The sequence below is a fragment of the Franconibacter helveticus LMG 23732 genome, from assembly GCF_000463115.2.
Classification (GTDB): Bacteria; Pseudomonadota; Gammaproteobacteria; order Enterobacterales; family Enterobacteriaceae; genus Franconibacter; species Franconibacter helveticus.
Window position 1 is genome coordinate 193251 of record NZ_AWFX01000057.1, and the last position, 19211, is coordinate 212461.

Consider the following 19211-nt stretch of genomic DNA (forward strand, 5'->3'; position numbering starts at 1 on the left):
CTCCTGAGAAAGCTTTGGCGTGGTTTCGCGCGAATAGCCCAGCAGGCCCATGTGATCCCAGCGCGTGGTTTCACCAATAATGAACACCATGTAGGTGTCATCGATGTCCTTCGGCGCCTCGTAAGTAAATTTCTTCGCCGGGTTGATCAGCGACTTATTATCGCTTGATTCATCGACCTGCGCCCAGGCATACAGCCCCAGGGCAGAGAGCCAGTTAGAAGGCAGATAAGAGTTTGCCACCACGCCGCCGTAGCTTGGCATATCCACGCCCGAGGTGCGCTCAACGGTTTTCTGATGCATGTCGAGCAGGCGAATCGGCGCCCAGACCAGCAGCCCGGCCACCACCACGACAATGGCGCTTCGCATGCGCTGTTCACGACTGCGCAGCTGGCGCATCAGGGTGAAACGGCAGCGGTTGCGCCAGATAAGCATCATCGGCAAGGCGCTGACGCAAAGCATCCAGGCAAAGAACTGCCAGCCAACGACCTCTTTAGAGAGATCGATATCGGTGGTCATCACCGAAGCGATAATGCCGTAGCCAATCACCACGTTCAGGAAGGTCATGTAGTAGCTGGCGGCTGCGGAGAACAGCACGATAAGCGTCGTCAAAATACGCCATACGCGCCGGCCGAATAAAGAAAGTATACGTAACAGAAAAAAGGTAACTAAAACGGTCGCAAACAGCTCAACCGCGGCGGAAATCCCTTTCAAGGCAGTAAAATCCTGCGCATATCCATCAAAGCGGCGGAAAAAAACCGCACAGTTAAAGAACAGACCAATATAGAGCGCAAGCAGAAAACTGACTTTCTGCTGCGTCATGGAGAGGATATATCTCATGCAAGCCGCCCCGGCAATACAGGTGCAAAAACGCTTTCCCTCGTTTAAAGAGAAAACTCATACGTAAAAAGGAATCTGAAGATTCTTGTCTTAGACGTGGCTAGTAGACCATAGCGGCGGAAAAAAGTTAGGAAAAATACGCGGCATTACCCGGATATTTACAAAATACCCGGGCTGGAAACAGATTGTAGTAATTGCTCAATAAGTGAGCAATCAGGTGATGACGTTAAGCTTCACATCAATATTTCCACGGGTCGCGTTGGAATAAGGGCAGACGATATGCGCTTTTTGCACCAGTTCTTCCGCTTCGTCGCGGTCCATGCCCGGCAGATGAATATCCAGCTGTGCTTCAATGCCAAACCCCGTCGGCAGCGGGCCGATGCCCACTTGCCCTTCGATAAACGCATCCTGCGGCACTTTTTTCTTATCCTGCGCGGCGACATGCTTCAGCGCCCCCAGGAAGCAGGCGGAGTACCCTGCCGCGAAGAGTTGCTCCGGGTTGGTCACTTCCCCACCCATGCCGCCCATCTCTTTCGGTACGCCGAGCTTAACATCCAGCACGCCATCATCAGAGGTTGCACGACCATCGCGACCGCCCGTCGCTTTCGCTTTTGCGCGGTAAACCACCTTTTCTAAGGACATGGCTTTTTCCTTCTGTTGTGAGTGTTACCAAAGGATAGACGTAATGCGCGTATTGTGGGGCGGCGCACTTTTCAGCCGCTATAAATAAAAAAGCCGCCCCGAAGGGCGGCAGCAAGCCAGGAGACGCCGTTATGCGTGTGCGTGTTCCAGCACTTCGCGCTGCGGCTGGCGAATCGTTGTGGAAAGCGCGAGCGAGACAATCAGCAAAGCGAAAATGACGCAGAAGGTGACGTAAAAGCCGCCAAACAACGAGGCGATAACCGAGCCCACGATGCTGCCGATGCCGAAACCGAGATAAATCACGCCATAGTTTTTCGCGAGATTATTCAGGCCGAAGAATTCGCTTACCAGCGACGGATAAACGGTAATAGTGCCGCCGAAATTAAACGCTACGCAGGCGATAGCGGCAAAAAAAGTCATTTCATTCAGCGGAGCGAAAAGCAGCGCCGCCATGCCGACCAGAGAAATCACCTGGCCGATAGTAATAACGCGGATACGGGAAATTTTATCGGAGAGAATGCCCAGCACCAGACGGCCCGAAAGGTTGGCGATGGAAATCACCGTCACGGCGTTGGCGGCGGTAGCAGCGTCCAGGCGCACCATCCCCTGAGCGATATCTTTCGCTACGCCAATAACATACAGGCCGCTCATGCACGCTGTCAGGAACATCAGCGCCAGCATCCAGTACTGCGGTTTGCGCATGGATTCCGCTAGGGTGAAATCTGTCTCGCTCACGCCATTGGCGTTAACGACTTTCTGCACCGGCGCATCTTTCATAAGGGTCGCGCCGAAGAGGATCATCACCATCGCCAGCCCGCCCCAAATCATGAAAGTGTGCTCAAGGCCGACCGTCGCCAGCAGATGGCTGTCGATAAATTTAAACCCGAGGCTGCCCAGACCATATGAGCCGATGGAAAACGCGGAGATAAGCCCTTTACGCTCCGGGAACCACTTCACGCAGTTAGAAAGCGTCAGCAAATAGCCTGCGCCGTCCGCCAGCCCCACCAGCACTCCCGCACTTAGCCACAGCATCAGCAGGTTACTGGAATGCGCCGTCAGAAACAGGCCAAGCCCCAGCAGCACGCCGGAAGCCATGGTGACGCGCTTCACGCCAAAACGCTCTTGCAGTTTTCCGGCAACGGAAGAAGAGAGCGCAAGCCCGAGGCTCAAAAGACCAAAAGAGAACGCCACCTGGCTGATGGGCGCATCGAGCTTTTGCGACAGGGAGCTGTTAAACAGGCTCCAGGTATAAACAGAGCCCAGCGCAAACTGGGTCACGATGGTGCCGACCAGGGTTAGCCAGCGGGTGCGGTTGTTCAGTGAAGTGTTCATGGCAGTAATCCCGCAGAAAAATTAAGGAAGTTAACTGCCTCAAACCATAGCGAAATGGCTTTTATAACGGATCGAAAACGGCATGAAATGCAGGCAGGACGGAATGAAATGCCTGTCAGAAGGAATGAATGACCTTGAAACCTGCCGCACGCTCTGAAAGAAAACGTCTATGTAAGTACCCACTTCGCCTACAGGCCGCGCCACACAGGTAAACAAAATGTGAATTGATGTTGTGACGCGGGTAACAAAAATGCATTCCGTTTGCTGCCGCTTTACGCGTCATGTGTAACAGGAAAAATGTTGCGGGGCGTTTCCCTCTCTTTTGCCTGAATTTTATGGCGTGCCTGCTTAATACCCCGGAGGCTATCGCGGCCTACCATGAAGCGGGGAAGAGCTGGCGCTGCTGGAGCAGTTAACGGAGTGGCGAGAGGTGGCGGGCCTGACTAAAGCGCAGGTGGCGGCGCGAATGGGCGTCACGCCGCCCGCCATCACGCGGCTGGAGCGTAACGTGACGCGCGCCAGCTGGCTCACGCTAAAACGTTACGCCGCGGCTTGCGGGGTGGATATCAGGCTCACCGCGCGCCGCGAAGGCAAGACAGGCTAAGCGCGTTTAAAAACGGGCATTCACGCCAAGGCTGTAGAGATAAACCTCGCCCTCTGCCGTGCCGTCAGCCTGGGAAAGCGAGGCGTAGGCCGCCATATGCCGGTTAATGGGCATATCCGCGCCTACCGTCACATCCATCCAGTTGCCGTCCTGATTGCTTGAGGCGGTCATATGCATGCCGGACTGCGCTTTCCAGATATTTTCGCCGTACTGCTGGTTATAGCTGATTTGCGCCCAGGGCCGCAGATAACCGAGGCGGGAATCTACACGCCAGCCGAATGTGCTGACGCTGGCGTGCCAGAGCTTATCGCTGCTGCCTGCGGCGCTGTCGCCATAATCGTTATAGATAGCCGGATTGCTGCCGTCCCAGCGCCAGCTTGCTACCGGCCCGGTGGAAATCTGCGCCGGCAGCGTGATATTCCAGCCAACGCCCAGCGTCGCCGGGTCCGACGCGCTCTCCTGGTAAGAGAGCACGGTCAGCCCCGCCGCATTGCTCTGGCGCTGCGCGGATTCAATACGTTCGGCGAGAATATCGTTATAGCTGGGCCGCTTATCGTTATCCCAGGTATACCGTTCCGGGCCGGGCGCGTAATTGTCCTGGCCGATATATTCCTGCTGCCAGGCGTGGGCTGCGTGTGAAAAAAACAGACACCACGACAACCACGCCATGCGTTGAATAGCATGGCGCCCACTGCGTAAAGTTGTCATCATCAGGCGACTCCAGAAGAGAGCCGGTTCCGGCGTATTATTGTTCGCTTTATAAACGGATTTGCGTATAACCCTGAGTTAACTATTGTCTCTTTATCCGCTACGTCAAGCAGGGTTAAGCAAGACTTTACTTCACCAGAAACAGAGGACGTCGTTATGCAACGTTGCGGTTGGGTTACCCAGGATCCCCTTTATCTTGACTACCACGATAAAGAATGGGGGATCCCCCAGACCAGCAGTAAAAAACTTTTCGAAATGCTCTGCCTGGAGGGTCAGCAGGCGGGCCTTTCGTGGATAACGGTACTGAAAAAAAGAGCGCATTACCGTCGATGCTTTCACGATTTTGATCCTTCAGCCGTCGCGTTAATGCAGCCTGAGGATGTGGAAAAATTGCTGCTGGAGCCGGGCATTATTCGCCATCGCGGAAAAATAGAAGCCATTATCAATAACGCGAAGGCTTATCTGGCGATGGAAGCCGAAGGCGAAACGTTTTCGAAGTTTATCTGGTCGTTTGTGAATAACGAGCCGCAGATTAACCGCCACGCCGCGCTTGCCGAGGTTCCCGCCAGCACTGCTGTTTCCGAAGCGCTGTCGAAAGCGTTGAAAAAACGCGGCTTTAAGTTTGTCGGCTCCACCACCTGCTATGCATTTATGCAGGCGTGCGGGCTGGTGAACGATCATCTCACCGGCTGTTTCTGCCACCCGGACTACCGCGCATGATCCGCGAAGGAGAGATGAAAGATATCGAGGCGCTGCTGCCGTTATGGCTCGCCAGCACCACCCTGGCGCACCCGTTTATTTCGCCTGAATACTGGCAGGAAAGCTTGCCTTCCGTACGCGATCTCTACCTGCCGAGGGCAAGAACCTGGATTGCGGAACGGGGCGGCGAACCCGAGGGGTTTATCAGCGTGCTGGATGAGCGCTTTATCGGCGCGCTGTTCGTCGCGCCGGAAAAGCTTGGCGAAGGCATCGGCGCTGCGTTGCTCTGTCATGCTAAGCAACATTATGACGACCTTAGCCTTGAGGTGTACCAGCAAAACGCGCGCGCGGTGCGTTTCTACCACGCGCAGGGCTTTCGCATTGCTGCAAGCGCCTGGCAGGAAGAAACGCAACACTCAACCTGGATTATGCGCTGGCGGGCGGATCAAACGCCGTCACGTTAAGCGCAGGCCCCTGGTATTTTTCCATCCACACAAGCGTTGTGTTGCCTGCGCAGCCATTGCCAAGACGCGAAGACGGAATATCCAGCGTCAGTACGTTGACCGCGCCGTTTTTACAGATCCCGCCAGCGGATTGATCAAGGTCCGGCCAGGCGCCCTGATGCAGGCAGATGACGCCGGGCTTAATGCCTTCGGTGACGACCGCGCCCGCTAATACCTGGCCGCGCTCGTTCCACACGCGCACCAGGTCGCCGTCTTTAATGCCCCGCGCCTTCGCATCCTGCGGATGCAGCGTCAGCGGTTCGCGCCCCGCCACCGCGTAGCGCTCTCGCAGCTTCGCATAGTTAAGCTGGCTATGCAGGCGGTGCGCCGGATGCGCTGACAGCAGCTGCAACTGCCCTTCCCGCGCGTTGCCCTGCCACTCGTCCGGCGCAAGCCAGGCAGGGTGCGGCGGGCAATCGGCATAGCCATAAGCGGCGATGCGCTCTGAATAAATTTCAATTTTACCGCTGGGCGTTTTAAGCGGGTTTGCCGCCGGGTCTTCGCGAAAGGCGGCGAAGCGAATAAACTCAGCATTCTTCGCATTTTCCGGCATTTCGATAATTTTGTTTGCCTGCCAGAACGCCTCAAACGGCGGCAGTGTCACCTGCTGCTGCGCGCCGCGCTCGCCAGCGATGTTATAGAACGTCTCCAGCCATTCCAGCTCGCTTTTGCCTTCGGTAAAGCGCGCATGGCCGCCTTCTTCCCATAATTCGCTGAGTTGCGCAAAAATATCAAAGTCATTACGCGCTTCATACTGCGGCGGCACGACCTGCTTCATCGGCACCAGATGCTGGTTGCTGTAGTCGCCGGTCATGGTCATATCGTTGCGCTCAAACGAGGTGGTGACAGGCAGCACGATATCGGCGTGCTTCGCCGCGCCTGTCCAGAAACACTCGGAAATCACCACCAGCTCCGGCTTCTGCCAGGCGTTGATCAGCCGGTTGGTGTCCTGATGATGGGTAAAGTTGCTGCCACCCGCCCACCAGATAAAGCGGATATCCGGGAAAGTACGCTGCTCGCCGTTGTGGTGATAAGCGCCGCCGGGGTTTTCCAGCGCTTCGACAAGGCGCGCCACCGGAATTTTTTCTACAGCGTCCGTACCGCCTGCCACGGATCCCTGCATGGAAGCCAGCACCGCTGCGCGCCGTGTGGGGTTGCCGCCGTTGGCGAAGTGGTAGGAAAGGCCAAAGCCGCCGCCCGGCAGGCCGATCTGTCCGAGCATGGCGGCAAGCGTGACCAGCATCCAGTGCTTTTGTTCGCCGTACTGCTGGCGCTGCATTCCCCAACCCGCCATCAGCATGGTGCGGTTTTCATGGAAAAGCTGCGCCAGTTCGCGAATAGTGACGGCATCCACGCCGCAAATCTCCGCCGCCCACTCTGCGGTTTTCGCCGTGCCGTCGCTTTTTCCGGTAAGGTAATCGGCGAAAATTTCATAGCCGTGGGCGCAGCGCGCCAGAAACGCCTCATCCTGCCAGCCGTTTTCCACCAGCGTGTGGGCGATGCCGAGCATCAGCGCCACGTCGGTGCCCATGTGCGGGGCTATCCACTCCACGCTGTCGCCAAGAAAATCCACCGTTTCCGAGCGCATCGGGTCGATGCACAAAATGCGCTTGCCGCTGTTCTTCAACTGTTCGAAATAGCCGATTCCCTGCTCATCAGAAGCGTTCCAGGCGATTTTCAGCGTATTGATCGGGTTGGCGCTCCACAGCACGACAACCTCGCTGTGCTCCAGCACCAGAGGCCAGCTGGTCTGCTGCTGGTAAACTTCGTTGCCGCCCACGACATAAGGCATGATCGCCTGCGCCGCGCCGGTGGAGTAATCCCCCAGATGACCGGTGTAGCCGCCCGCAAGGCTCATGTAGCGCTGCAACAGCGTCGCCGCTTTGTGCAGAACGCCGTTGGAGCGCCAGCCATAGGAACCGGCGAAAATCGCCGCCGGGCCGTAGTCCGCGCGAATGCGCTGATGCTGCTGATGGATGAGCCGCAACGCCTCGTCCCAGCTAATGCGCACGTACTCATCCTGTCCGCGCACGCCCTGCGGATTATCCGGCGAAGCGAGAAAGCCTTTACGCGCCATCGGGTAACGCACGCGGGTTTTGCTGTGCACCTGGTCCGGCACCGCAGTTTGCAAAGAATTGGGGTGGCGGGTTTCCAGCGCGCCGGTGGAAGAAAAGACGGTTTCGCCGTCAGTTTCCACCACCATCGGCCCCCAGTGGGCGGCCGTGACAATCTGTTTTAAAGGGGATGAGTTGGCCAAAACGGGCTCCTGACTGGCATTTGCAGATAACGTGGCGTGATTGTGGTTAATTTATCGCCACTCGACTCACTATTGCTTACAAAATCGGAAGAGTTCCTGAAATTTTCAACATAAACGCCGGGCATAATCAATCACCGCCGTTATGCACGGCTAAGAAATAAATTGAATAAGGATATGCGATGAAAAAACGCGTAATGATGATTGCCGCTCTGGTAAGCGGCGCACTGGCCGTTTCCGGCTGTACGACTAACCCCTATACCGGCGAGCGTGAAGCGGGCAAATCGGGCATCGGAGCCGGTCTGGGCTCGCTGGTCGGCGCAGGCGTCGGCGCGCTCTCTTCATCGAAGAAAGATCGCGGCAAAGGCGCGCTGATTGGCGCGGCGGCAGGCGCAGCGCTCGGCGGCGGCGTGGGTTATTACATGGACGTTCAGGAAGCGAAGCTTCGCGACAAAATGCAGGGCACCGGCGTAAGCGTGACCCGCAGCGGCGACAATATCATCCTGAATATGCCTAACAATGCAACCTTCGACAGCAACCAGGCAAACCTGAAACCGGCGGGCGCCAACACCCTGACCGGCGTGGCGATGGTGCTGAAAGAGTACCCGAAAACGGCGGTTAACGTGGTGGGTTACACCGACAGCACCGGCGGCCAGGATCTCAATATGCGTCTGTCACAGCAGCGCGCCGACAGCGTAGCCAGCGCGCTTATCACCCAGGGCGTGGCCGCCAACCGTATCCGCACCAGCGGCATGGGCCCGGCGAACCCTATCGCCAGCAACAGCACGGAAGAAGGTAAAGCGCAGAACCGCCGCGTGGAAATTACCTTAAGCCCGTTGCAGTAACCGGCTTTATGCCTCATTTAGCCACAGGCGTGAGGCGAAAATTACGGGAAAAGCGCGCTTTTCCCGTAAAAAACCGTTAATGGTGCAGCATCTCGTCGACAATCTCTTCTTTACTTAGCTGGTACGGATAATAAGTTGGCCAGTTATCCATCTCTTTCAGCAAAGCTTCATGCGAACTGTTTCCCATAAAAATATGGAAATGCGCTGATTTGCGCGGCGCAATGGTATGGTCGCTGAACTGCACATATTTTGGCGCTTTAGAGGCGGCGTCTTTACATTCGAAGAGATAACGCACCCCTTTTTTACCGGATGCATAAGTCAGTATCTTATAGCCGCTATAGCTGTACTGGCAGGCGTTCACGGCTTTCCCTACATGGAACTCCATGACATTGTTTTCAATGCCAATCATCTCAACATCCGTGGCATACCCTTTTTTATAATAAGCGCGATACTCCTCAAGCGACTTACCGCTTTCTTTCGCTTTTTTCGCCAGCACCGGGTCTAAATCGCCGTTAAGCAAGTAAGGGTTAAGCGATTGCCAGACGCCGTCCCAGTCGCTCAGCGGTCGGTCCTTAACGTTTTTATCATCAAATACTCCTTCGCTCGCCTTTCGTTCCACTTCGGTCATCGGGACGCCATGGTGGTGTCCGTGGGCAAAAGCCTGAACGCCCGGCAGCATCAGCCCCAACCCCAGTAAAAAAGCCGTTTTATTCATTTCTTTCGTCCTTCTTTGCAGGCCATCGTCATTAATTGATACGTTATAACATATTAATTAATAGATCTGCAAAACCGCCCGCTGTGGCGCCGGACAGAGAACGATGCCTGCTTTACGGCTCCCCCCTAAATAATCTAATAATAAAAACAGCCACCTGACCGGCAGGCGTTACAGCACTTAAAAGGAAGCTCCATGACCACTAAAGCGTCCCGCGCCACTATTAGCGACGTGGCGAAAGCGGCGAACACCGGCAAAACCAGCGTCTCCCGCTACCTCAACGGCGAAAAACATTTGCTTTCGCCCCCGCTGCTTGAGCGCATTGAAAAGGCCATCGCCGACCTGGACTATCGCCCAAGCCAGATGGCGCGCGGGCTAAAGCGCGGGCGTACGCGGCTTATCGGGCTTATCATCGCCGACATTACCAACCCCTATTCCGTTAACGTGTTAAGTGGTATCGAAGCCGCTTGCCGGGAAAAAGGCTTCACGCCGCTGGTCTGTAACACCAACAACGAGCTCGACCAGGAGCTTCATTATCTGGATCTGCTGCGTAGCTATCAGGTGGAAGGCATCGTGGTGAATGCCGTAGGCATGCGGGAAGAGGGGTTAAGCCGCCTGCAACAGTCGGCGCTGCCGATGGTGTTGATTGACCGTAAAATTCCCGACTTCGCCTGCGATGTGGTGGGGCTTGATAACAGCCAGGCGGCGACAACCGCGACCGAACATTTAATCGAGCAGGGTTTTGAAGCGCTGCTGTTTTTGAGCGAGCCGCTCGGCACCGTAAATACTCGCCAGGAGCGGCTGAAAGCGTTTCGCCATACCGCTGAGCGTTACCCGGGCGTCGTGGCGCAAAATGCAGAGACGCCGCTGCATGAAACCGAGCGACTCGATAATATTTTGCGCCAGTTTCACCAGCAGTATCGCGGCATACGCAAGGCGGTGATGTCCGCCAACGGCGCGCTGACATTACAGGTAGCCCGTTCCCTCAAGCGCATCGGCCTGCACTGGGGCGCCGATATCGGCCTGCTTGGCTTTGACGAGCTGGAATGGGCCGAACTGGCAGGCGTCGGCATCACCACCTTAAAGCAGCCGACCTGGCAGATTGGCTACGCGGCGCTTGAGCAAGTGGTAAAACGCATTGAAGGGCATGAAGAAACGGTGCGGGAGCAGGTTTTTTCCGGCGAGCTTATTGTCCGGGGTTCCACGGCGCGCTGATCGGCTGTTCGTGATGGCGATCATAAATTCAACATCCTGGCCTTCTCTTTGGAACCGGTTCCATCTAGCGTAATAACTATGTTATGCAGATGTAACCACTCCGGAGAAGTTAATGGAGAGAGAAATTATCGTTGTTACCGCCGCTTACGGTAACGACCGGATCAAAGCCCTCGGCGGGCAACAGGCGGTACTGCCGATCATCGCCGAAGCCGGGGCTGACGGCGTGGAAATTCGCCGCGAACTGTTAAGCGCTGACGAGCGCAACAACCTTCCTGCGCTTGCGCGATCAATCGAAACGAAAGGCCTTTTCGCCTGCTACTCTGCGCCTGAGCCGCTGTTCGATGCCGACGGCAAGCTTAATCCGCACCTTCCCGACCTGCTGACCGAAGCGCACGAACTTAACGCCCGCTGGCTGAAAGTCTCGCTCGGCCACTTTCGCCATAACCGCCAGGCGGAGCCGCTTTTTTCTCTGCTTGCGCTCTCCAGCGTCGCGCTGGTGGTGGAAAACGACCAGACCGACTGCGGCCAGCTTAAGCCCATGCAGCGCTTCCAGGCGGCCAGCAAGGTGCTGAACCTGCCGGTGAAGCTCACGTTTGATATGGCGAACTGGCTGTGGGTGGGCGATTCCCCGGAGGATGCCGCGCGCTTTCTGGCCCCTTCCGTTAGCTATATTCATGTAAAGGCCGCCGTGCCGCACCACTATCACTACCGGGCTATTGCGCTGGACGAGGCGGAGCCGCGCTGGCGCGCCCTGCTGGATAAGCTACCCGCCGATGCGCCACGCGGCATCGAGTTCCCGCTGGAAGGACGCGATCTCACCGCCGTCACCCGTCATTACGTCAACCTGTTACGCGAGGAGTAAGGGCCATGCAGAATACGCTGGATGTCATCACCATTGGCGAAGCGATGGCGATGTTTGTGGCTACAGAGACCGGCGAGCTGGCGGAAGTCGAGCGCTTTATGAAGCGGGTCGCGGGCGCGGAGCTGAACGTAGCGACAGGGCTTGCGCGGCTCGGCCTGAAAGTAAGCTGGGTCAGCCGGGTCGGCAACGACTCCTTCGGCCGCTTCGTGCTGCAACAGCTGGCGAAAGAGGGCATCAGCACGCAGGGCGTTACCATTGATGACCGTTACCCTACGGGTTTCCAGCTGAAATCAAAAGTTGAAGATGGAACCGATCCCACCGTGGAGTATTTCCGTAAAGGCTCCGCCGCAAGCCATCTTTCCACGGAAGATTTCAACGCGCCGTTGTTTTACAGCGCTCGCCACCTGCACGTCAGCGGCGTGGCGGCGGCGCTGTCAGACACGTCGCTGGCGCTGCTTAACCATACGGTGCGCATGATGAAAGCCGAAGGCAAAACCATTTCCTTCGACCCGAACCTGCGCCCGGTGCTGTGGAAAAGCGAAGCGGAGATGGTGGAAAAACTTAACCAGCTCGCTTTCCAGGCGGACTGGGTACTGCCAGGGCTGAAAGAGGGCGTCATTCTCACCGGCCAGACGACGCCGGAAGGCATCGCCGATTTTTATCTGGAGCGCGGCGTAAAAGCGGTGGTGTTGAAAACCGGCGCGGATGGCGCGTGGTTTAAAACCGCCAGCGGCGAGCAAGGCGCCGTCGCCGCAGTGAAAGTAGAAAACGTTGTCGATACCGTTGGCGCGGGCGATGGCTTTGCGGTTGGCGTCATAAGCGCGCTACTGGAAGGCAAACCGCTGGCGCAGGCGGTGCGCCGGGGCAATAAAATCGGCTCGCTGGCCATTCAGGTGCCGGGCGACAGCGAAGGGTTGCCGACCCGCGAACAATTGGGCGAGTAACAGCCTTACCGCTTTGCCCATGCAGGAGAGGTGACGACAGAACGTAACGTCACCGGGTTTTCCCCTCGCCCCTGGGGCGAGGACCAGGATGGGGAATACACACCTCATCCACAGCGTCATAGTCAGTATAAACAGCATCCGTCCGGCCCCTACCCCGGCGAGATGCCCGAACCTCAACCATAGAGGGAAGTTTATGAAAAGCCCGACCAATGCATCAAAACGCTGGCTGTATATCATGCCAATCGTGTTTATCACGTACAGCCTGGCCTATCTCGACCGCGCTAACTTCAGCTTCGCTTCGGCGGCGGGCATTAATGAAGATCTGGGGATCACCAAAGGGGTCTCCTCCCTGCTGGGCGCGCTCTTCTTCCTGGGCTATTTCTTCTTTCAGATCCCAGGCGCGGTCTACGCCGAACGCCGTAGCGTGCGTAAACTCATTTTTATCTGCCTGATATTGTGGGGCGCCTGCGCCTCGCTCACCGGCGTGGTGAGCAATATCCCCATGCTCGCGGCCATCCGTTTTATTCTCGGCGTGGTGGAAGCGGCGGTAATGCCCGCCATGCTGATTTACATCAGCAACTGGTTTACTAAATCGGAGCGCTCGCGCGCCAACACCTTTCTTATCCTCGGCAACCCGGTAACGGTGCTGTGGATGTCGGTGGTTTCCGGCTACCTGATTCAGTCCTTCGGCTGGCGGGAAATGTTCATCATCGAAGGGGTGCCGGCGGTTATCTGGGCGTTCTGCTGGTGGGCGCTGGTGAAAGACAAACCGGCCCAGGTGAAATGGCTTGCGGATGAAGAGAAAGCGGCGTTGCAGGCGCAACTCGACCAGGAGCAGCAAGGCATTAAAGCCGTGCGCAACTATGGCGAAGCTTTCCGTTCACGCAATGTGGTTCTGCTTTGCGCGCAATACTTCGCCTGGAGCATCGGCGTTTACGGCTTTGTGCTGTGGTTGCCTTCCATCATCCGCAGCGGCAGTGAAAACATGGGTATGGTGGAGGTCGGCTGGCTTTCGTCGGTGCCTTATCTGGCTGCGACCATCGCCATGATTGTCGTCTCCTGGGCCTCTGACAAAATGCAGAACCGCAAACTCTTTGTCTGGCCGCTGCTGCTCATCGGCGGGCTGGCGTTTATCGGCTCCTGGGCGCTGGGCGCGAACCATTTCTGGGCTTCTTATACGCTGCTGGTGATCGCCGGTGCGGCAATGTACGCCCCTTATGGTCCGTTCTTCGCGATTATCCCGGAAATGCTGCCCAAAAACGTCGCAGGCGGCGCGATGGCCTTAATCAACAGCATGGGGGCGCTCGGGTCGTTTGTCGGCTCCTGGGTGGTGGGATATCTCAACGGTGCGACCGGCAGCCCGTCCGCCTCCTACATTTTTATGGGTGTGGCGCTTTTCGCCTCAGTGTGGCTCACTCTTATCGTTAAGCCGGCGGTCAGCCAGCAGTTGCCGACCGGCGCTCGCCACGCCTGACGCGCAGGGCGGCGTAATGCCGCCCTTTCGTCTACCCTTCCTACTTTGTTAAACGCAGGAGATTTGCATGAAGCCGTCCGTCATTCTTTATAAATCCCTTCCCGACGACCTGCTTGCCCGCCTGGAAAGCCATTTTACTGTCACTCAGGTTAAAAACCTCAGCCCGGAAACGGTGGAACAGCACGCGCAAGCGTTCGCCAATGCCGAAGGGCTGCTGGGTTCGAGCGAAAAGGTCGATGAGGCGCTGCTGGCGAAGATGCCGAAACTTCGCGCCACCTCTACCGTTTCCGTAGGGTATGACAACTTTGACGTCGACGCGCTGAATGCCCGCCGCATTGCGCTCATGCATACGCCGACCGTGCTCACCGAAACGGTGGCGGATACGCTGATGACGCTGGTGTTGACCACCGCCCGCCGGGCGCTGGAAGTGGCGGAACGCGTGAAAAAAGGCGAATGGACAAAGAGCATCGGGCCGGACTGGTTCGGCATCGACGTGCACCATAAAACGCTCGGCATCGTCGGCATGGGCCGCATTGGTCTGGCGCTGGCGCAGCGCGCCCATTTCGGTTTCGGCATGCCGATTCTTTATAACGCGCGCCGTCAGCACCAGGAAGCGGAAGAGCGCTTTAACGCCCGCCCGTGCGATCTGGATACGCTGCTGCGCGAATCGGACTTCGTCTGCATCGTACTGCCGTTAACGGACGAAACGCACCATCTGATTAACGCCGGGAAAATCGCGCTGATGAAGCCTTCCGCCATACTCATCAACGCGGGACGCGGCCCGGTAGTGGACGAACCGGCGCTGATTGAGGCGCTGAAAGCAGGCAAAATTCACGCCGCCGGTCTGGATGTGTTTGAACAGGAGCCGCTGCCCGCCGACTCCCCGCTGCTTTCTATGCCGAACGTGGTGGCGCTGCCGCATATCGGCTCCGCGACGCACGAAACGCGGTACAACATGGCCGCCTGCGCAGTCGATAACCTGATAGACGCGCTAAACGGCAACGTTGAGAAAAACTGCGTGAACCCGCAGGCGGTTAAATAAAAGCAGCGCAATAAAAAACGGCTCCTGAGAGCCGTTTTTTTTATCACTGCATCGCGTTGGTCGCGGCGCTCCAGGCCTGCGTAAAGGCCTGATGCTGCGAAGCGAGCGGGCCAATCAGCGAATTATACTGACTTGCCTGTTGGGAGGTCGGGAACTGAATGCCGTTCGACACAAAGCTCACCTGGGTACCCTGCTGCGCGATGAAATCGCCAACCTGCACCAGCTGTTGCGTGAACACCTGCGCCGCCGGGATCAGCGGTTGCAGCGCGTTCGCCGGGTTGGTCACCACTTTTTCATAGGCTTTGTCGTAGACCGGTTTCAGATCATCGGCCTGCTTAAGCGTTGAGCGCGAACTGTCCGCCTGCATTTTGGCGTTCTGCAACTGCTGGCTCAGCACGCCGAGCGAACCGTTAGCCTGGCGCAGCGCTTCACGCTGGGTCATGTAATCCTGCGGTACGCGGATGCTGTTGACGCTGTCCACTACCGGGCGGATACCGGCGTCCATCGCCTGGTTCACCTGCTGGGAATAGCCGTAAAGCACGGCGTAGTCAGAAACGAACGGGCCGAACTGTTTTTTCTGGTCCGCCGTCAGCGTTGGCAGCTGCTCGCCGCTACGCATCACCGTGTTTTGCAGGAAATCGATAAACGCTTTGCGCTGATCGCCCTCTTTATCAAAGCACCCGCTCAGGCTAACCACCATCAACAACGCCGCCAGCGGCGCAAACCAGCGAGAGCAGGACTTACCTGTCGCCATTTTTTTACTCCTTTCACCACGAATTACGCACCCTGCCACCAGCGTGCCTTCAACGCTGACAAGAATAGTCTACGCGCGCCTCGCAGGATACCCTTAATTACCTCGCGATGCTGGCTTGCGCCGCTTTTATCAGGTTGACGCTTCCTCACCGGTAAAAAGGGTTGTCAGCCTGCGCTGACAACCCTTATAAAGGCGCTCGCGGTACGCCCGTCTACCTCAGGCCTGAAAGGCGGGAATCGTCCCCCGCCTTCAGGTTGCTTACTTACCGGATTCGTAGGCCATAAGCGCAACAACCTCCAGCGGTCCGTCCTTATAACGAATTTCACAAAATGAATTTCTTGTCAGGAACAGCGTGACTAACAGCGTGCTACAGACAATTAATAAGTACCAGAGCCGGGGGTTTTGCGGCAGCTTCATCGCTTTCTTCTCCTTGCCTTGCGGCGGGTAAGAGGCTACTCTGACGGTGTTTGGGCGTCGTGAGTAGGCCTCGTTGGTTAATAAACATTGACCTTCGGGGCTTTCTTCTTTCTGCCTCACCGCACATCCGCTTTTCTGCCGATCGCATGAGGCAAAAAGCCTCAAGCGCCAGCGCCACTATACGCCTGCGCATTCCTTACTCAGCCTCTCTCCGTTAACTTTCAGAAGATGCAGCGCGTTATTTTCCTCAGCCTTAATCTGAAACTATCCGCATTCTATTTTTACTGCGTTGTCCGTTGCCCCATCCCCATCGAAGTGCCCCATTGAAGTGCAGCCCCGGGTGCGCCTGCTCCTTTGTTGCACAAACGTCTGAGCCGCATCGACTACGCAATCCTTTAACTCGCTGAATTTAAAGCCTGCTGCTAGCTGGCACGCGGCTTGCTTTAAACACTTCGCAGGGGTGACAGGCATAACGCCCGCGTCGCCAGACAATTTAAATGGGTCACTAGGGTTCCGGTCGCAAGATGCTGGTCCGAGAGTGGCCGACCGCCCTCTGGCGGTTACACGGCGGGACAAAAGCCCGGGAGGATAAGCGACACAGGTGCGCCTCCTCCTGCTTTTTTCCCCGTTAACCTCAGAGGAAACGCCATGCTTAACGCCTGCCGGAAAGGAATACTGCTTATCGCCCTTGCGCTCTTTAGCGTGGGAGCCAGCGCAGCAAAACCCGCCTTCAAACTTTGCTGGTCCATTTACGCAGGCTGGATGCCCTGGGACTACGCCCAGCAGAGCGGCATCATCAAAAAGTGGGCCGACAAATACAATATCGACATTCAGTTCGTGCAGGTAAACGACTACATCGAGTCGGTTAACCAGTACACCTCAGGCGGCTTCGACGGCTGCACCATGACTAACATGGACGCGCTAACCCTTCCTGCCGCAGGCGGCGTCGACAGCACCGCGCTTATTATCGGCGACTACTCCAACGGCAACGACGGCATCGTGTCCAAAACCGCGCCTTCCGTGGCCGCGCTCAAAGGCCAGGAGATTAACCTCGTCGAGCTTTCCGTTTCGCACTACCTGCTGGCGCGCGCGCTGGAAACCGCCGGGCTTAGCGAACGGGATGTGAAAGTGGTGAACACCGCGGACGCCGATCTGGTGGCCGCCTTCGGCACGCCGGATGTGAAATCTATCGTGACCTGGAACCCGCTGCTTGCGCAGGCGCAAAAGCAGGCGGGCGCGAAAACGCTGTTCACTTCCGCGCAAATTCCTGGCGAAATCCTCGACCTGCTGGTGGTGAACACCGCCACCCTGAAGAAACATCCTGAGCTTGGCAAAGCGCTGACCGGCGCCTGGTTTGAAACGCTGAAAACCATGCAGGGCGACGCGGCGCCGGCAAAAGCCGCCCGCACGCAGATGGGCGAAGCGGCAGGCACCGATCTCGCGGGCTTCGACGCCCAACTCGCCGCCACGCATCTCTTTAACACCCCGCAGTCGGCGCTCGATTTTACCGTCAGCCCGCAGCTTAAAAGCACCATGCAGAAGGTAGCGGAGTTCTCCTTCGCCCACGGTCTGCTTGGCGAAGGCGCGCCGTCCGCCGACGTGGTGGGCATTGCGACGCCATCCGGCAACTGGGGCGATGCGGGCAACCTGAAATTACGCTTCAGCGACGAGTTTGTCCGGCTCGCCGCAGAAAACAAACTGTAAAAACGGAGGTGGGCGATGCGCAAAGTCATTAACTTCCAGCCGCAGCCGATGAGCCGCGTGCTGCTGGGGGCCCTGCCGCTGCTGGCGCTGGCGCTGTTTTATCTGATTGCCTCCGACGCCCGTCTGGCGGCTAACAGCGCCGATAAGCTGCTGCCGGGGCTGGATGCGATGCGCGCCGCCGTCGACCGCATGGCCTTTACGCCAAGCCCGCGCACCGGCGAATACCTGCTGTGGACCGACACCGCCGCAAGCCTGCTGCGCCTGCTGACGGGCGCGTTGCTGAGCGCGGCGACCGCCTTGCTGTTTGGCCTCTTCTGCGGCGCCCTGCCCGCGGTGCGCGCGGTGCTTTCGCCGCTGGTAACCGTGGTGGCGCTGGTGCCGCCGCTCGCTATCCTGCCGATCCTCTTTATCTGTTTCGGGCTGGGCGAGCTGTCGAAAGTGATGCTGATAATTATCGGCATCACCCCTTTTCTTATTCGCGATCTGCAAATGCAGGTGATGGCCATTCCCCAGGAGCAACTGGTGAAAGCGCAGACGCTTGGCGGCCACAGCGCCCAAATCCTGGTGCGGGTGATCCTCCCGCAGCTGCTGCCGCGCCTGCTGGATGCGCTGCGTCTGTCGCTCGGCGCCGCCTGGCTCTTTCTCATCGCCGCCGAAGCCATCGCCGCCACCGAAGGGCTGGGCTATCGCATCTTCCTGATGCGCCGCTACATGGCGATGGATGTCATTTTGCCTTATGTCGCCTGGATAACGCTGCTCGCCTTCCTGCTTGACTGGCTGCTGCGCACGCTCAGCCGTCGCTGTTTCCCCTGGTACTACGCCAAATAAGGAGGCCGTTATGCCCTTGCTGGAACTGAAAAACCTTGAAAAGCATTACGGCAACCAGGTCGTGCTGGAGCGGCTTAACGTGCAGGTCGAAGAAGGGGAATTTGTCTCTATCGTCGGCGCTTCCGGCTGCGGCAAAACCACCTTTCTGAAAATGCTGCTCGGCACCGAAGCGCAAAGCAAAGGGCAACTGTTGCTCGACGGCGAACCGCTTTCGCTGGAGCCGGACGCCCAGCGCGGCATCGTTTTTCAACGCTATTCGGTATTTCCGCACCTCACCGTGCTGGGCAACGTCATGCTGGCGGATGAGTTTAGCGAAGCGCGCTGGTTTGGCCGCGTCTGGGGGCGCAAACGCCGCGCTATTCGCGAGCGCGCCCGCGCCATGCTTGAGCAGGTCGGGCTGCTGGCGGCGCAGGACAAATACCCGCACCAGCTCTCCGGCGGCATGCAGCAGCGTCTGGCGCTGGCGCAGGCGCTGGTGAAGCAGCCACGCATTCTGTTGCTGGACGAGCCTTTCGGCGCGCTCGACCCGGGCATTCGCGGCGAAATGCACCAGTTGATAAGCGACCTGTGGCAGCGCCACCGGTTGACCATTTTTATGATAACCCACGATCTCAAAGAGGGGTTTTCACTCGGCTCCAGGCTGTGGGTTTTCGACAAAGTGCGCCATGACCCGCAGGCGCCGGACGCTTACGGCGCCAGCATAACTTACGACATCCCGCTCGACCGCCCGCCAGCCGGCAAAGTCAGGCCGCTTAATGCGGTGGTGCGCCCTTTTCCCGGTTCTGACCCCACGCAACGCCCGCTGGCTTTGATCAGCGAAGGTTAACCCAAGGAG

General features: G+C 57.6%; 19 protein-coding genes, 2 pseudogenes and 1 riboswitch. Of the genes and pseudogenes, 12 read left to right on the forward strand and 9 right to left on the reverse strand.

Translation table 11 applies throughout. The features are described 5' to 3' along the window. From DW56_RS22970 to DW56_RS20365, 3 genes and pseudogenes are all read right to left on the reverse strand, one after another. Positions 1-837 (reverse strand): annotated as a pseudogene (locus tag DW56_RS22970) (phosphoethanolamine transferase domain-containing protein); the annotation flags it as partial. A 213-nt stretch (positions 838-1050) separates the two neighbouring features. Continuing rightward, positions 1051-1479, reverse strand: a complete 429-nt coding sequence (locus DW56_RS20360) for an organic hydroperoxide resistance protein (RefSeq protein ID WP_024554608.1) — start codon at positions 1477-1479, stop codon at positions 1051-1053. Between the two features lie 129 nt (positions 1480-1608). Further along, a complete protein-coding gene (locus tag DW56_RS20365) occupies positions 1609-2811 on the reverse strand; it encodes an L-lactate MFS transporter (protein WP_024554607.1) in 1203 nt (400 codons plus the stop codon). Positions 2812-3146: 335 nt separating this feature from the next. Between DW56_RS20365 and DW56_RS20370 the strand changes: the two are divergent. Next, positions 3147-3415, forward strand: a pseudogene (locus tag DW56_RS20370) (helix-turn-helix domain-containing protein). 6 nt (positions 3416-3421) lie between these two features. On the opposite strand, the gene DW56_RS20375 reads toward DW56_RS20370, so the two are convergent. Next, positions 3422-4126: an autotransporter domain-containing protein gene (locus DW56_RS20375; protein ID WP_024554606.1), complete on the reverse strand. Its 705-nt coding sequence runs from the start codon at positions 4124-4126 to the stop codon at positions 3422-3424. A gap of 153 nt (positions 4127-4279) precedes the next feature. Between DW56_RS20375 and DW56_RS20380 the strand changes: the two genes are divergently transcribed. Together DW56_RS20380 and DW56_RS20385 are read left to right on the forward strand one after the other, a co-directional pair. After that, a complete protein-coding gene (locus tag DW56_RS20380) occupies positions 4280-4843 on the forward strand; it encodes a DNA-3-methyladenine glycosylase I (RefSeq protein WP_024554605.1) in 564 nt (187 codons plus the stop codon). Then, the gene (locus DW56_RS20385; RefSeq protein WP_024554604.1) at positions 4840-5286 is read left to right on the forward strand and encodes an N-acetyltransferase; all 447 of its coding nucleotides are present in this window, start codon (positions 4840-4842) and stop codon (positions 5284-5286) included. Before DW56_RS20380 ends, DW56_RS20385 begins: the two co-directional genes overlap by 4 nt. Here DW56_RS20385 and DW56_RS20390 read toward each other — a convergent pair. Beyond that, positions 5249-7582, reverse strand: a complete 2334-nt coding sequence (locus DW56_RS20390) for a molybdopterin guanine dinucleotide-containing S/N-oxide reductase (RefSeq protein WP_024554603.1) — start codon at positions 7580-7582, stop codon at positions 5249-5251. The genes DW56_RS20385 and DW56_RS20390 overlap by 38 nt on opposite strands. Before the next feature lie 179 nt (positions 7583-7761). On the opposite strand from DW56_RS20390, the gene DW56_RS20395 reads away from it, so the two are divergent. Further along, positions 7762-8424: an OmpA family lipoprotein gene (locus DW56_RS20395; protein WP_024554602.1), complete on the forward strand. Its 663-nt coding sequence runs from the start codon at positions 7762-7764 to the stop codon at positions 8422-8424. A 76-nt stretch (positions 8425-8500) separates the two neighbouring features. Here the strand turns inward: DW56_RS20395 and zinT are convergent, their stop codons facing one another. Continuing rightward, positions 8501-9139 carry a metal-binding protein ZinT gene (zinT, locus tag DW56_RS20400; protein WP_024554601.1) on the reverse strand — a complete coding sequence of 213 codons (639 nt, stop codon included), beginning with the start codon at positions 9137-9139 and terminating at the stop codon, positions 8501-8503. 192 nt (positions 9140-9331) lie between these two features. Between zinT and DW56_RS20405 the strand changes: the two genes are divergently transcribed. From DW56_RS20405 to ghrB, 5 genes are all read left to right on the forward strand, one after another. Next, positions 9332-10351, forward strand: coding sequence for a LacI family DNA-binding transcriptional regulator (locus DW56_RS20405; protein ID WP_024554600.1), 1020 nt, complete (start codon positions 9332-9334; stop codon positions 10349-10351). 112 nt (positions 10352-10463) lie between these two features. Beyond that, positions 10464-11213: a sugar phosphate isomerase/epimerase family protein gene (locus DW56_RS20410; RefSeq protein ID WP_024554599.1), complete on the forward strand. Its 750-nt coding sequence runs from the start codon at positions 10464-10466 to the stop codon at positions 11211-11213. A 5-nt stretch (positions 11214-11218) separates the two neighbouring features. Further along, positions 11219-12157 (forward strand): sugar kinase, encoded by a 939-nt coding sequence (locus DW56_RS20415; protein WP_024554598.1) that lies wholly within the window; start codon positions 11219-11221, stop codon positions 12155-12157. 193 nt (positions 12158-12350) lie between these two features. Then, the gene (locus DW56_RS20420) at positions 12351-13631 is read left to right on the forward strand and encodes an MFS transporter (RefSeq protein ID WP_024554597.1); all 1281 of its coding nucleotides are present in this window, start codon (positions 12351-12353) and stop codon (positions 13629-13631) included. Between the two features lie 67 nt (positions 13632-13698). Continuing rightward, positions 13699-14673: a glyoxylate/hydroxypyruvate reductase GhrB gene (ghrB, locus tag DW56_RS20425; protein ID WP_024554596.1), complete on the forward strand. Its 975-nt coding sequence runs from the start codon at positions 13699-13701 to the stop codon at positions 14671-14673. 43 nt (positions 14674-14716) lie between these two features. Here the strand turns inward: ghrB and DW56_RS20430 are convergent, their stop codons facing one another. From DW56_RS20430 to DW56_RS23205, 3 genes are all read right to left on the reverse strand, one after another. Beyond that, positions 14717-15427: a DUF3053 domain-containing protein gene (locus DW56_RS20430; protein WP_024554595.1), complete on the reverse strand. Its 711-nt coding sequence runs from the start codon at positions 15425-15427 to the stop codon at positions 14717-14719. 258 nt (positions 15428-15685) lie between these two features. Then, the gene (locus DW56_RS20435) at positions 15686-15844 is read right to left on the reverse strand and encodes a type I toxin-antitoxin system Hok/Gef family toxin (RefSeq protein WP_024554594.1); all 159 of its coding nucleotides are present in this window, start codon (positions 15842-15844) and stop codon (positions 15686-15688) included. Beyond that, positions 15795-16037: a DUF5431 family protein gene (locus DW56_RS23205; protein WP_412093698.1), complete on the reverse strand. Its 243-nt coding sequence runs from the start codon at positions 16035-16037 to the stop codon at positions 15795-15797. The genes DW56_RS20435 and DW56_RS23205 overlap by 50 nt, the downstream gene beginning before the upstream one ends. 301 nt (positions 16038-16338) lie before the next feature. Then, a riboswitch (guanidine-I (ykkC/yxkD leader) is annotated at positions 16339-16433 on the forward strand. 59 nt (positions 16434-16492) lie between these two features. Between DW56_RS23205 and DW56_RS20440 the strand changes: the two genes are divergently transcribed. Genes DW56_RS20440 through DW56_RS20450 form a run of 3 tightly spaced genes read left to right on the forward strand, consistent with a single transcriptional unit; the run spans position 16493 to position 19202 of the window. Then, entirely contained in the window at positions 16493-17548 is a 1056-nt protein-coding gene (locus DW56_RS20440) for a putative urea ABC transporter substrate-binding protein (RefSeq protein WP_024555192.1), read from the forward strand. Between the two features lie 15 nt (positions 17549-17563). Continuing rightward, entirely contained in the window at positions 17564-18376 is an 813-nt protein-coding gene (locus DW56_RS20445) for an ABC transporter permease (RefSeq protein ID WP_024555193.1), read from the forward strand. A 10-nt stretch (positions 18377-18386) separates the two neighbouring features. After that, positions 18387-19202 (forward strand): ATP-binding cassette domain-containing protein, encoded by an 816-nt coding sequence (locus tag DW56_RS20450; RefSeq protein ID WP_024555194.1) that lies wholly within the window; start codon positions 18387-18389, stop codon positions 19200-19202. The last annotated feature ends 9 nt before the right edge of the window (positions 19203-19211 follow it).